The organism is Halostagnicola kamekurae (genome assembly GCF_900116205.1).
Lineage (GTDB): Archaea > Halobacteriota > Halobacteria > Halobacteriales > Natrialbaceae > Halostagnicola > Halostagnicola kamekurae.
The window spans coordinates 937,548-950,233 of the sequence record NZ_FOZS01000001.1; the positions used below are offsets into that span (position 1 = coordinate 937,548).

A 12,686-nucleotide genomic window follows, 5' to 3' on the forward strand; every position below is an offset into this window, starting at 1 on the left:
GACTGATTCGAGCACAAACAAGGAGGTTTTTATCGGTCGGACTCCGTAGGATGAGCTATGACTGAAGCGCGGGGCGAAACTCCCCGGCGAACAGGAATGACCGAGAAGTGCGGCGTCGTCGGCGTCGCGCTGAACGGTCGATCGGCGGCACGACCGTTGTACTACGCACTCTACGCGCTCCAGCACCGCGGCCAGGAGTCGGCGGGGATCGTCACCCACGACGGCTTCCAACAGCACAGCCACGTCGACATGGGGCTGGTCGGCGACGTGTTCGGCGAGGACGACCTCGACGTGCTCAACGGGTCGGCGGGGATCGGCCACGTCCGCTACCCGACCGCGGGATCGGTCGACTCGAGCTGTGCACAGCCGTTCTCGGTGTCGTTCAAGAGCGGCTCGCTCGGGCTGAGCCACAACGGCAACCTCGTCAACGCCGACGAAATTCGGGACGAACTCGCCGGCGCGGGCCACGCCTTCACGAGCGACGGTGACACCGAAGTGATCGCCCACGACCTCGCGCGCAACTTGCTTGAGGAGGACCTCGTTCGCGCTGTAAAGCGCACGATGCAGCGGATCCACGGCTCGTACTCGCTTACGATCAGCCACGACGAGACGATCATGGGCGTGCGCGACCCGCAAGGGAATCGCCCGCTCTGTATCGGGAAGCTCGAGGACGGCTACATCCTGGCCTCCGAGTCGGCTGCGATCGACACGCTCGACGGCGAACTCGTCCGCGACGTTCGGCCGGGCGAGCTCGTCGTCCTGCAGGCTGACGGGCAGGGATTCGACTCCTACCAGTTGATCGACCAGGAGAACACGGCACACTGCTTTTTCGAACACGTCTACTTCGCCCGCCCGGACAGCGTGATCGACGAAACGCTCGTCTACGAGGCTCGACGCGAACTCGGTCGCACGCTCTGGGCTGAAAGCGGCGTGGAAACGGACGTCGTGATGCCGGTTCCCGACTCGGGCCGGGCGTTCGCCTCCGGCTACGCCGACGCGGCGAGCGAGACGACGGCCGAGGGCGAGCCGCGAGACGAGAACGACGACGGCGTCGAGTTCGCCGAGGGGCTGATGAAAAACCGCTACGTGGGCCGGACGTTCATCATGCCGACCCAGGACGAACGCGAGCGCGCGGTTCGGCTGAAGCTCAACCCGATCAAATCGACCGTCGAGGGCAAGACTGTCACGCTCATCGACGACTCCATCGTTCGCGGGACGACCTCCACCCAGCTCGTACAACTGCTCAAAGACTGCGGGGCCGAGGAGGTCCACATGCGCATCGGCGCGCCACCGATCGTCGCGCCCTGTTACATGGGCATCGACATGGCGACCCGGGAGGAACTGATCGCCGCGGACAAGGACACCGAGGGAGTCTGTGAGGCCATCGACGCCGACAGCCTCGCGTACCTCTCGACTGACGGCGTCGCGAGCGTCCTCGAGAGCGACCGCGAGGACCTCTGTATGGGCTGTGTGACCGGCGAGTACCCCTACGACATCGAGGGCGAAGAGACCGACCGCGACGTGGCTCGGCCCCAACTCGAGGGGTCGGCGCTGCACGCGGACGATTGAGGGATCTGCGCTACACACCGACGACTGAGGCTGGGACTGCACGCAGCGACCTGAAGTCCAGCGCTGTACCAACCGACTGATCGCGCCGACGGCCCCTCGAGTGACCCAATTTTGCGATGGCGCGTCGATCGTCTCGGGAAACGATTATCCCACTGCCACCGCCTGTAGGTACCATGGAACGTTACGACCTCGTCTATCGACTCTACGACGAGTACGACACGAAGACGCTCCGGGAGTACCAGGAGTTCGTGGACGTGTTTCCGGCGATCGATTCGAGGGCCGCCCTCGAGCACTGGCAGGAAGCGAACACGGTCCTTGAGGAGCGAAAGGACGAGATACGCAGCGATTTCGCCGCGGGCGAGACCTTCGCCGAGACCGCCGCGCGGGCGACTCGAGAGCAGGCGTTTACCGCCCTTGATCTGAACGCGAAGTACGACCGGGCCGTAAACGTGCTCGTCCTCGACGTCGACGAGACGCTTCGATCCGCGGGTGGAACGGACAACGAGATTCCGCGGGACACCCTGCACATGCTCACGGAGTTTCACGAGGCGGGGATTCCGATCGTCATCTGTACCGGCCAGACCTTGGAGAACGTCAAGGGCTTTGCAATCCAGGGGCTCGGCAGCGAAATCGTCCACTCGGGCGACCTCTCGATCGTCTATGAGGCGGGGACGGGCGTCTTCACGCCGGGCCACGGCGCGAACACGAAGCAGTTGCTCTACGAGGACCTAGACGAGGAGATCCGCACGGTGTTCGACGACGTGCGAAGTCGGGTGCTCCCGGAGGCCCCGGCCGATCTCCGGCGGGGCTGTCACCTGCAGGGCAACGAGTTCAACGTCACGATGAAGCCCAACTACGAAACCGGGACGTCGCAGGCGCGCGCGGTCATCGACGAGGCGCTGGTCTACCTGATCGACCTGCTCGCCGACGCCGTCGGCTCGGCGCTCGAGGTCGGCGATGGCGACGGACGTGGTACCCGTACCATCGAGGGCAACACGGTCAACGAGTGGACGCGGGCGTTTTACGCCGATCAGGACCCTGAGATCCGCGCAGTCCTCGAGAGCGAACAGGCCTATCCGGACCTCGACGCTGGTTCGATCCCGTCCGTGCTCGCCGAGACGCTCGAGCGAATCGACGTGGCCTACTACGAGGCCGACGCGGCGGAGATCGGCAGCCTCGAGTTGAACAAGGTCGTCGGCGTCGAGCGGGCGCTCGAGGTGCTGGGGGTCGACGACCCCTTCGCGCTGGTCATGGGCGACTCCAAGAGCGACCTGCGGGTGATGAAGTGGGTCGACGACAACGACGCCGGCATCGCGGCGGCTCCTGAACACGCCTCGCAGGACACGCTCGATCACGTGCTTCGGACGGACGACCTCGTCTTCGATCAGGGAAAGAGCGTCGACGTGTTACGGACGGTCTACGCGCTCAATCTGCTCGCGCGACTCGAGTGAGCGGGCGGCGAACCCGCCTCGAGTGTCGCCCCGCCCTCGGTAGGCCGGTTGCTACGAGTTCGATCGAAGCCCGGACGGGAGCGGGACCCCGTCCTGGGTTGAGAGACATGAGCATCCTCGACACGGGGGCGAAGCCGCCTCGAGGATCCGGGCACGGACACGCAATCGTACGGTCAGTACGTGATGAGCACTGGGTACGCACCCGACGGGGTGTGTTCCCCGCAAAGGCGTCGATGTGAGGCAGGTGTTTTGTTATGAACAACCTGCCTGAGAGTAGCGTATCGAAACTCGTTCGGTCCGATCTCGCCGGTCGATGTACCCTCCGACTACGCGGATAGTGAACACGTCCCGCGTCGGCCGATAGACCGCGATTTCGTTCGGTGGTGCGTGCCTACGTCCGGAACGATGTTGGCATCGCGAACGGACGGGTGGCGGCATCGAGAACGGATGGGTATCGGCAGCCGAACGGACGGCTATCGGAATCGAGAACGGACGGGCGTCGCAGCCGGAACGAAAGGCTTGCGCTCTGGCGCGGCCGATTCACGGAATAGATGGTGCGGCGACCAACGCAGGGCGTGTCGATCCACGCGGATGGCGCGTCGACCGGTCGTCACGCCGGTCGCTCGCCCGCCGGTGACGCGGTTAGGTGACGGCGACGCTCGAGGACGAACGCCGACGGACGACGACCCGATTCGGTGTTCGGTTCACTTTCGAGAACTGTTTCGTTCAGGAAAGCAACGACGTCGGTTCGGCGCAGCATCGAAACGATCCGGTTTTTCGACGAGCCTCCGGACCGCGGTCACGGTTCCGGCCGGCTATCGGTTTCGACGGGAGATAGCGCGCGTTACTCCGCCGGTTGGACTGCGTTCGACGGGACAGAACCGCGGCGCACGCATGCGGTATAGACCGCTTACCCGGTCGCTAACGACCGTTGTGACGGGCCGCACAATCGCTCGCTGCGTGGGAGATAACCGCTCGAGATCCGGCCCCGTTAATCCGCTCATAGAAATCGCCTACTTTCGGTTACAAGCCGGATAACTACAACCTATCCCGGCCGAGAGGTCGGTATGATCACCTGTACGAACTGCGAGACCGCCCAGTTTCTCCAGATCACGCAGAGTCGGGTGTACTTCGAAGACGGCGAGATGATCAACGAAATTACCGAACACTACGAATGTACGCTCTGCGAATCGACGGGACAGTACATTTACGACGAGGACCACGACGAAGCGAGCGTCACCGGCGACGTCGAACTCACCAGAGAACGGCCGAAATACGCGTGAGAATTCGCGTTGAGGTCGGCTTGCCTCGCCCGGAGTCGAGTTCGGTTCGTATCGTTCGGTGATCCCCCGCCTGTCATCGTTTTTCGTTTCGTTCGTCCGATTCTGACGATGCGTTTCGGTCGTTCGCGCCCGGCGTTGTATCCGTTCTCGGCGTCGTATTCGTCTCGTTCGATCCAGCGGAGACGCGGTTTCTCGAGTCGCCGTACTGTCGGCGGGTGAGCGCCGAGCGACGGCGCTCCGCGTCCCACTTCTCGAAGAGTCCGTACTCGGTCATCGTGTCCATCCCAGCGAGGACGGCCGTGAGTTTGAGCCCGACGAGGGGAATGTCGGCGACCGAAACGATCACGTCGACACGGAGGACGACCCCGTCGCGCAAGATCACGTCGAGGAGGTCGACCAGCACCTCGTCGTCCTTTCTGGGCATCATCAGTCGGTCCCACCCAGTTCGGGGGCGAAGGTGTACGGCGGCCACGGGCCGGTGAACGTGACCGCGAAGCCGGGGTTCTCCGCGACGTCGTCGAGGACCGATCCAACGGCGGATTCGTCGTCCTCGTGGGCCAGCACGGTGAACCGACACAGCGTCTCGCCGTCCTCGATTCCCGCGGGTTTCGTCGAACCCGTCGCGCCGTCCTCGAGCGTCGCGCTGGGGGATCGCTCGAGCGCGTGCACTTCGCGGGCACGTTCGTCGAGCCGATCCCGGAGGTCTGCTTCGACGGTCTCCCGACGGGTCGCTCGCAACTGGCCGAGGCGCTGTTCGTACTGTTTTTCGAGCAAGTGCGCGGTTCCCGAACTCGAGTCGTCGATCCGATCGCGGAGGTCGGCGAGTCGCTCGTCCGTCTCGAGGAGGTGTCGTTCGTCGACGGGATCCGTCTCGACGACCTCGATGCGGTACTCCCAGTGGCCGGCCAGTTCCCGGAGCGTTCGCTCGAGCGTGTCGTACTCGGTCCGAAGCCACTCTCGAAGCCCCTCGTCGCCGGTTCTGACGATCGTATCGAACTGGAACGGCACCGGCGTGCCGAAGGTCTCACCCGCGCTATCGACGACGGTCTGGTGGCGGACGAGCCACCGTTTTATCTGGGCGATGTCGCCCGAATCGTAGATGTCGTCGCACGCGTGACAGACGACGCCGACGTCGTCGACGGCGAGCACCGTGACGGGTTCGCCGTCGATACCGCCGTTCTCGAGGGAGAGCCGATCCCCGTCGCCCGGAACGCCGTCGCCGTCGACGCGAACCGCACAGTAGAGGTAGCGGCCGTCCTCGATATCTGGCGGTGTTTCCTTCGCGTCCGCGGCGTCCATTGGTGTGTCGCCTTCGTTTGCGGCATGCGGCGACGCGTCCCGTTCGCCGGCAGTGGATCGCGGCTCTCGAGGGTCGAGGCCCGATTCCGCTCGGTCGCGACTCATCGGTTCTCACCGCCGAATACGGAGTAGCCGGGTCGTCGATAGTCCTCGTGCTCGCCCGATAACTGCTCGATGGCGTCGCGGACCAACCCGTCGAGGTCGCCACGGAGGTCGTCGACGTCGTCGTCGATCCCCTCGTCGGCTTTCAACGACTCGAGTTCGGCCTCGATCGTCGCGAGCTGTTCTCCCAGCCGCTCGATCTCGTCCTCTCGCAGGTCCCCGGACTCCATTCGGCGGATGGCCTCCCGCTCGAGCGCGTCAACGAGCAGTTCGACGACGGTGACCACGAGCGTCATGAGGCCGTCTCTCGCGTTCTCGCCGTCGCCGACATCGATGGTCGTCATTCGGCACCTGCCTCCGTCACCGCCTCGATCTCTCCGTCGTCCGCGTCGCCGTCGTCATCGGTCGAGTCTGCCATCTCGGTATCGTCATCAGCCGGGCCTGCCGCCTCGGTGTCGCCATCAGCCGGAGCCGTCTCGTTTCCCCCAGCGTCGGCCCGGTCGTCCGAATCGCCGCCGTCGTCCTCGGGACTCGGCGAGACGTTCACGCCTCGAGTCGGGTCGATCGCCGGATTGGGACGATCCGTTTCGGCCAGTTCGGGATCGTCGACGGCCTCGGCGACTCGTTGCATGTCGGTCCCCTCGGGGAACTCGAGGCCGTACTTCGCCGCCGTCTCGAACGAGGCGATCGCGGCTCGAAGCTGAATGCCAAGAAGCTGCGTGTCGCCGATCGAGACCGCGATGTCGGCGTTGATGACGATCCCCTTGTCGAGGAGCAGTTCGACGACCTCCGCGAGGTCGGTCTGCTGTCGACTCGGCTGGAAGTCATCGACCACGCCGATCACCTCCACACGCGGTCGTTCGAACGACCAGCGGGTGTTCGTAGTCGATTCGGGCTGACTTGTCGACCGTCGGACGTCGTGATTTAGCTAGCATTGCGTTCACCGTTAGTCATCGTCGTACCCCCGCCGCTTTCGCTCGAGTTCGAATCGGCGTCCGTAGATCTGATCTCGAGCCGGCGCCGTCGAGTACTTCACCGCGCGCGGCACCGTCGAGTATCGAGCGCCGCCGCCGAGGTCGCGCCGATCGGTCGGAATCGTCGAGACGGCGGTCGGGTTTCTGGAACTGGTGCTCGTATCCTGTCGGCGCATCTTCTCGCGGTTCAGTTCGTAGAGCGTCTCGAATTTGCCGTGGGTCTTCAACAGCGCGTCCCGGAACTCGTCGATCCCCGCCATCGCCTGCTGCTGGATGAACGCCTGGTAGGCCTCGGGGTTTTCGTCGACGCTGATCGATCCCAGCGCGTCCGTCGGATCGACGCCCTCGAGATGGTCGCCCACATCTTCGAGGAGTTCGTCTCCGCCGCCGAGCGGTCCGTCGCCGTCCTCATCCCCGCCGAGAACTCCATCGTCGCCGACGAGACCGCCGCTATCGTCGTCGGCGACAGCGGATGCGGCCGTCGATGCCAGTCCGCCGTCTTCGTCGTTCGCGAGGTCCCCGACCGCTTCCTCGAGGTCCTGTGTTTCCTCCCAGATCGCGGTCAGATCGGTCGCGTTCCAGGCGTTCAGTAGATCGACCGCGCTGACTACCTGACCGAAGTCGACGACGTCACCGACGCCGCTCTCGTCAGCGTCGCTCAGCGCTGCAGGCACCTCGCTCGCGTCGATCGCCTCGAGCAGTTCGTCGCCGTCGACCGCTTCCGGCAGCTGTTCGAGGTCGAGCGCGTCGAACAGTTCCTCGAGTTCCGTCGCGACCGCCACGAGCGCGTCGACGTCGCCGAGGAGGGCTTCGAGCGTCTCGTCGTCGACATCCTCGAGCGATTCGACGAGGTCGAGTTCCGTCCGAAGCGACTCGAGTCGTTCCAGCGCGTTCTCGAAAACGGCTCCAGTATCGGTTTCGGTCGAACCCTCAGTCACGTCGATCACCACCCGAACCTGGGTCGTCGGATCTCGCGTCCGCCTCCCCGTCAGCGGGACCGCTCGAGACGGTCACGGTCAGAACTCCGTTTTTGATTCGCGCGTCCGTTTCCACAGACGACGGCTCCCACGGCACGTCGACGCGCTCGAGTTCCCTGTCGCCGACGCCGACGACGAGCGCGGTGTCGTCGCCGCTCCCGCTGAATCCGACCGTTACCGTCTCGGGGTCCGCGCCGGAAATGTCGGCGGCGAGCACCAGCTCGTCGTCGAACCGTCGGACCGAGACGTGATGTGGCGGGGGCGACGGGCGACGCCGACGCGTTCGGGAGGATCGAGACCCGGGATCGCGCCCGCCGGGAGGCTCTCGAAACCCGTCGGGCGAGCGAACCGGTGGCCGTCCGTCCGCGGACCCTGGCGACTCGAGTCCCGAATCGATCGAGACGTCGTACTCGAAGCCGAACCGGCCGCCGCGCCGATCGGATGTGGACCCGCTCGCGGACCGATCTAGCGCGTCGAGAAGCCCGAGGAGACTCGAGAGCCAGTGGTCGTCGTCCCCCGACTGATCGCGCCGGTCGTCGGATTCCCCCGACCGATCTCCGCCCGACGCACCCGGTCGGTTTCTATTCTTCTCGTCTCGTCGGTTTTCATCCGGCGCGTCCGGTCGGTTTCCATCGGGCCCGTCCCGTCGGTTCTCATCCGGTTCGTCCGATCGGTCGTCGTCAGGTGGCGGTTCATCGGTCACTATCGTTTCACCTCGACGCGTCCGCTCCGCAGGTGTTCGTGGGCTTCGCGGGCGACCTCGAGTTCGTCCTCGATCGCTTCCTTTCGGGCGCGATACTCCGTCTCCGATCGCTCGCCGAGTTCGTACAGGAGCCGGTTCTCCTTCCGTTCGTCCTCGAGCGCCTCGATGTCGTAGAGCTCGTCGAGTGCGACGGTGTGGATCGCGTCGAGGATGTTCACGAACGGCCCGAAGAGAAGGTCGTCGAGGACGAACACGGGAGATCACCGCGCCCCGATCGTCACGTCGACGAAGCTGTAGGGGGCGAACGGGCCCGTATACTGGACGATTACGTCCTCGAGATCGGGGCTGTCCTCGAGTTCCGCGACGGCCTCGTCGAACTGTTCGCGCGCCGATTCCTCGACGAGGTACGACCGGTTGAGGACGAGCCGATCGCTGAAGTCGTCGTTCTCGACCGACTTGACGGCCAGCGGCTCGAGTGCGTCTGCGACGATCTCCTCGATCGCCTCGCGATCGACGTCGGCGTCCGCTTCGGTGACCAGCTTGAGTCCGAGTTCGATCCGACCCTCGATATCGCGGATCGCGCGTCGGAACGCCGGCCGAGCGCCTCGAATGACGTTCTTCAGCGCTCGGTTGCTCTCGAAGGCCATCCCGAACCGCATCGGGACGATCGGATGGCCGTTCGTCCGCGCCATGATCTCGCGGAGGACCTCGTCGTGGCGTCTCGCGTCCTCGTCCGTCTCCTCCGGTTCGGTCGTGTCGATGTCCGAGACGACCGCTTCGTACCGGCGGTGCGGGACGGTGTAGACTCGATCTGCGCCCCCCACGGCGTCGGTTTCGAACTCGAGGTTCGCGCCCGACTCGACGATGCCGTAGACGTAGCGGTTGGTCACGCGTGACCACCTCCTTCGACGGAGGGAAGTCTCGGGGCGAAGGGAAACGGCTTCGCAGCGAGCGGAGACGACCGCGAATCGAGCGATAGCCTCGCGAAGCGCGGGCAGGGGCGCGATCGATGCACCGCTCGAGGCGTGCATCGAACTAATCCGCTCGAGGAGGTGGGATGGGCTCGGAGTCGCCGACGGCGGTTCGGTTCGGTTATCATGGTGTCGTCGCGTTCGCGGACTCCGGTTGAGCGTCGTGGCTGCCACCCGTCGTCAGACCGGTCGGGTCCGAATCCCCGACGGCGCTCGAGGGAGATCCCACGGACCACAGCGGAGACGAGGAGGCTCCACGGACTATCATCAGCCCGAACACCGTGGGGTCATCAGTCGAATCAGAGCCATCAGTCGGGTCACCTTGGGGCCGCGACCGCGATTCGAACCGAACTACGCTTCCAGCCGCCGTTATACTCGTGCTTGCAGTAGCAGTTCGCAGCCGAGTGTGTCCACGTGTCGCGAATGTGCCACGCCTCTCAGACCCCCGATAATCGGTCGGTTCGATCGGAACCGGATCGGCTCAATTTCGGAATCCACAGCTAACGCCGATGAACCGGTGGGAGACGCTGTGTGGCGGCCAACTTGCAAACGCAACGCGAGTCGTCAAACCCGTTCCCGGTGGAAGGGCAGTCGAGATGGCATCACCACAACGAAGACCGGACTCTTCGAGTCTCGCGGAGGTACTCGATCGGGTCCTCGACAAGGGCGTCGTCATCGACATCTGGGCGCGCGTTTCGGTCGTCGGGATCGAACTGCTCACCGTCGAAGCACGCGTCGTCGTCGCGTCGGTGGACACCTTCCTACACTACGCACAGGAGATCGCAAAAATTGAGAAGGCGACGACAGACGGGGAACTCGAGGATCTCGAAGAACTCGAGATCGAACGACGCCCCGAGTCGTCGCCTCTTTCAGCCTCCTGATAGGTCACCAGCAGATGGCCGACAGCTGACCGAAACCGGTCGAAAACGCGAACTAGACGACTGCGGAACGAACCTGTTACAATGGCCGAAGCCGAGGCGGACTCGAGCGAGCGATGTCACGCGCTCACCGACGACGGTGAGCGCTGCTCGCGGCCGGCTCAGGACGACGGGTTTTGCTACCAACACGACGAGAGTGATCCAACAGTGAGCGACAGTCAAACCGAACGACAGCACGAACAGGAACACGACCAACAGGATGGCGAAACCACCGGTTCGCAAACGGCCGCGATGGCCGGCGAGGAAACGACGGATCCCGAAGACGTCGATACGAGTTCGCTCGAGGATGCGGACATCGAAACCGGCGATGTCGACGAGAGCAAGATCGAGGGCGTCCTCGCGGTCCGTCGAACCGTGCAGTCGACGGCGGGCGAACTCATCGGCTATCGGTTCGACGGAGTAAGCGAAATCACGCCGACCGACGAGGGGTGGCGCGCGGTCGCGGAAGTCGTCGAACGCGCCTCGATACCGGACACGCAGGACGTCCTCGGGCGGTACGAGATCGAACTCGACGAGGACGCGGTCGTGCTCGGCTACCAGCGGATCGACCGGTATCGACGCGGCGACACGGGGTCGTTCGAGGACTGATCCGTCACTGAACCTGATCGACACAACGGGGCCAGTGAAATCACGCCGACGCGTCTGTTAGCACCCGGTCAATCGGCCGGCGATCGCGCCGAGGCGTCCTCGAGCGACGAAATCTCCGTCCCCCGCAGCGCCGCTTTCGTCTCTGGGGCGAGTTCGGTGACGGTCGACCGCCCGTCGCGCTCTCGAACCACCAGTCCGTCGTCCTCGAGCGCGGACAGGTGGTGCGTGATCGTGCTCGAATCGCGATCGAGCGCGCTCGCGAGTTGACTGTTGTTCGGTCGCTCGAGCGTCGAGAGGGCCTCGAGCACGTCGCGTTTGGCGGGTTCCTCGAGCGCCGCCTGAAGCGCGGCGTCGGTCTCCTCGGGGTAGTACCGGCGCTTGCCGTTGACTTTGGCGGTCGTGAGGAGCCCTTCGTCCTCGAGGATCTGGACGTGATGGCGAACCGTCGACAGGGAAACGCCAGCGTCTTCGCCGAGCTCCGAGAGGTAACAGCCCGGCTTCGATTCGACGGTCTCGTAGATCGTCGCTCGAGTCTCGTTCTCGAGGGGGTCCGAGTCGTCGTACCTGCTGTACTTGAAGATCGGGAGTAGCTCCCACGGGAGCGCAGCGAGCGCCCGTCGGAGGAGGCGACGGCCAGTAGCGGACCAGTTTGCCACCGCGGAACTGGCCGTCCCGGTCAGCCCCCCGCTCCCGGCGGCGCTCGCGCCGGCACTCCCAGAGCCGCCCGCGAGACCGCCGGCCGCCGCACTCGCGCCCGCCGTTCCAGCACCGCCGAGGCTGGCGCCGGCCGCGCCGATTCCACCGCCAGCGCCGGCTCCGCCAGCCGCGGCGGCCGACGCGGACACGGCTCCCAACATTCCGACGAGAACCGCATCGGACGCGGTCTTGGCGGGCCCCTGCGATGTCGGCTCTTCGCCCGCGAGCGCGCTGCCGACCGGCGACTCGTCATCGACCGTCGCGGCGACTGCCGACGAGAGGGCGGTCGGGTCGGCTGCCGTGACGCTCGAGACGGTCTTCGAAACGCTCGAGGTGGCCCCCGACGCCGTCTCTGAGAGCGCGTCGGTCGTAGCGCCGACCGGTTCCGCGAGGAACGAACCGGTTCCGTTGGCCGGTTCGTCGGTCGCCCCCTCGAGTTCGCCGGGGGTGTCTCTGAAGGTGTCAGTCGCGTTTCCGAAGCCATCAGTCGCGTTTTCGAGGTCTTTTGAGGTGTTTTCGACATCATCCGTGCCCCCTTCGAGTTCGCCAGCCGCGTTCTCGAGGCCGTCAGTAGCGTTCCCGAGGTCGCTCGTCTCGTTCGTGGCGTTCGAGAGGGGCGCTGTCGAATCGGTTTCGTCGTCGATCGATCCATCGGCGTCGTCGGTGATGTCGCTATCCGAACCGTCGGCCTCCTCGAGGACGTCTGTCGTCTCGTCCGTCCCCGCATCAGTCGTATCGCCGTCGCTCTCGGTCGTCTCGTCAACTCCCTCGCTGGTGTTATCGACCGTGTCATCGATGCTCTCGGTGGTATCGTCGATACTACCGCTCGAGTCGGTGTCGATCGCGACTGTATCGATCGAGAGGGTATCGGCCTCGAGGGCATCCACGCCGATTCGGACTGGCCCGCTTCCCTCGAGCGAACGGTCTGCCGGCGCGGAGGCGAGAGCCGGTGCCGTCGCTCCCGCGACGATCGCACAGACCACCAGCGCGGCGAGGACCGCGACCGTTCCGCTCGAGTTCGGCGAGGCCATGGTGTCATCAGCTACTGGCGAGCCAATCGTAATACCTTTTTCCGTCGTTCGGGGCTCGAGAGCGGTCGCGTCCGGCTGATCCAGCAAGCTATTTCAGCGTCCGG

14 protein-coding genes are annotated in these 12,686 nt (G+C 65.0%); 5 read left to right on the forward strand and 9 right to left on the reverse strand.

Annotated features, from left to right (window positions below; all coding sequences use genetic code 11):
* Positions 1-96: 96 nt before the first annotated feature.
* From purF to BM348_RS04695, 3 genes are all read left to right on the forward strand, one after another.
* Positions 97-1,569 carry an amidophosphoribosyltransferase gene (purF, locus tag BM348_RS04680; protein WP_092902468.1) on the forward strand — a complete coding sequence of 491 codons (1,473 nt, stop codon included), beginning with the start codon at positions 97-99 and terminating at the stop codon, positions 1,567-1,569.
* A gap of 173 nt (positions 1,570-1,742) precedes the next feature.
* Complete coding sequence (locus tag BM348_RS04685; RefSeq protein WP_092902470.1) at positions 1,743-3,020, forward strand: HAD family hydrolase; 1,278 nt, start codon at positions 1,743-1,745, stop codon at positions 3,018-3,020.
* A gap of 1,067 nt (positions 3,021-4,087) precedes the next feature.
* A complete protein-coding gene (locus BM348_RS04695; RefSeq protein WP_050050387.1) occupies positions 4,088-4,303 on the forward strand; it encodes a hypothetical protein in 216 nt (71 codons plus the stop codon).
* A 73-nt stretch (positions 4,304-4,376) separates the two neighbouring features.
* Here the strand turns inward: BM348_RS04695 and gvpM are convergent, their stop codons facing one another.
* From gvpM to BM348_RS04735, 8 genes are all read right to left on the reverse strand, one after another.
* On the reverse strand, positions 4,377-4,730 hold the full coding sequence (gvpM, locus tag BM348_RS04700) for a gas vesicle protein GvpM (RefSeq protein ID WP_092902474.1): 354 nt from the start codon (positions 4,728-4,730) through the stop codon (positions 4,377-4,379).
* Entirely contained in the window at positions 4,730-5,602 is an 873-nt protein-coding gene (gene gvpL, locus BM348_RS04705; RefSeq protein ID WP_092903611.1) for a gas vesicle protein GvpL, read from the reverse strand. Before gvpL ends, gvpM begins: the two co-directional genes overlap by 1 nt.
* Before the next feature lie 101 nt (positions 5,603-5,703).
* Positions 5,704-6,048, reverse strand: a complete 345-nt coding sequence (gvpK, locus tag BM348_RS04710) for a gas vesicle protein GvpK (RefSeq protein WP_092902476.1) — start codon at positions 6,046-6,048, stop codon at positions 5,704-5,706.
* Complete coding sequence (gvpJ, locus tag BM348_RS04715; protein WP_092903613.1) at positions 6,045-6,548, reverse strand: gas vesicle protein GvpJ; 504 nt, start codon at positions 6,546-6,548, stop codon at positions 6,045-6,047. Before gvpJ ends, gvpK begins: the two co-directional genes overlap by 4 nt.
* Positions 6,549-6,650: 102 nt before the next feature.
* Positions 6,651-7,616, reverse strand: coding sequence for a hypothetical protein (locus tag BM348_RS04720; RefSeq protein WP_092903615.1), 966 nt, complete (start codon positions 7,614-7,616; stop codon positions 6,651-6,653).
* A complete protein-coding gene (gene gvpH, locus BM348_RS04725; RefSeq protein WP_175507105.1) occupies positions 7,609-8,358 on the reverse strand; it encodes an Hsp20/alpha crystallin family protein in 750 nt (249 codons plus the stop codon). The genes BM348_RS04720 and gvpH overlap by 8 nt, the downstream gene beginning before the upstream one ends.
* Positions 8,358-8,612, reverse strand: a complete 255-nt coding sequence (gene gvpF, locus BM348_RS04730) for a gas vesicle protein GvpF (protein ID WP_092902478.1) — start codon at positions 8,610-8,612, stop codon at positions 8,358-8,360. Before gvpF ends, gvpH begins: the two co-directional genes overlap by 1 nt.
* Before the next feature lie 6 nt (positions 8,613-8,618).
* Positions 8,619-9,248 carry a GvpL/GvpF family gas vesicle protein gene (locus BM348_RS04735; RefSeq protein WP_092903617.1) on the reverse strand — a complete coding sequence of 210 codons (630 nt, stop codon included), beginning with the start codon at positions 9,246-9,248 and terminating at the stop codon, positions 8,619-8,621.
* A 677-nt stretch (positions 9,249-9,925) separates the two neighbouring features.
* Between BM348_RS04735 and gvpA the strand changes: the two genes are divergently transcribed.
* A complete protein-coding gene (gvpA, locus tag BM348_RS04740) occupies positions 9,926-10,210 on the forward strand; it encodes a gas vesicle protein GvpA (protein WP_092903619.1) in 285 nt (94 codons plus the stop codon).
* Positions 10,211-10,291: 81 nt separating this feature from the next.
* The gene (gvpO, locus tag BM348_RS04745) at positions 10,292-10,855 is read left to right on the forward strand and encodes a gas vesicle protein GvpO, halophile-type (RefSeq protein ID WP_092902481.1); all 564 of its coding nucleotides are present in this window, start codon (positions 10,292-10,294) and stop codon (positions 10,853-10,855) included.
* Between the two features lie 68 nt (positions 10,856-10,923).
* Here gvpO and BM348_RS04750 read toward each other — a convergent pair whose 3' ends face one another.
* Entirely contained in the window at positions 10,924-12,582 is a 1,659-nt protein-coding gene (locus BM348_RS04750) for a helix-turn-helix domain-containing protein (RefSeq protein WP_092902483.1), read from the reverse strand.
* Positions 12,583-12,686 lie beyond the last annotated feature (104 nt).

Coding starts and splice junctions, on each gene's coding strand:
- purF (WP_092902468.1), top strand. CDS start 97: ATGACCGAGAAGTGCGGCGTCGTCGGCGTCGCGCTGAACGGTCGATCG.
- BM348_RS04685 (WP_092902470.1), top strand. CDS start 1,743: ATGGAACGTTACGACCTCGTCTATCGACTCTACGACGAGTACGACACG.
- BM348_RS04695 (WP_050050387.1), top strand. CDS start 4,088: ATGATCACCTGTACGAACTGCGAGACCGCCCAGTTTCTCCAGATCACG.
- gvpM (WP_092902474.1), bottom strand. CDS start 4,730: ATGATGCCCAGAAAGGACGACGAGGTGCTGGTCGACCTCCTCGACGTG.
- gvpL (WP_092903611.1), bottom strand. CDS start 5,602: ATGGACGCCGCGGACGCGAAGGAAACACCGCCAGATATCGAGGACGGC.
- gvpK (WP_092902476.1), bottom strand. CDS start 6,048: ATGACGACCATCGATGTCGGCGACGGCGAGAACGCGAGAGACGGCCTC.
- gvpA (WP_092903619.1), top strand. CDS start 9,926: ATGGCATCACCACAACGAAGACCGGACTCTTCGAGTCTCGCGGAGGTA.
- gvpO (WP_092902481.1), top strand. CDS start 10,292: ATGGCCGAAGCCGAGGCGGACTCGAGCGAGCGATGTCACGCGCTCACC.
- BM348_RS04750 (WP_092902483.1), bottom strand. CDS start 12,582: ATGGCCTCGCCGAACTCGAGCGGAACGGTCGCGGTCCTCGCCGCGCTG.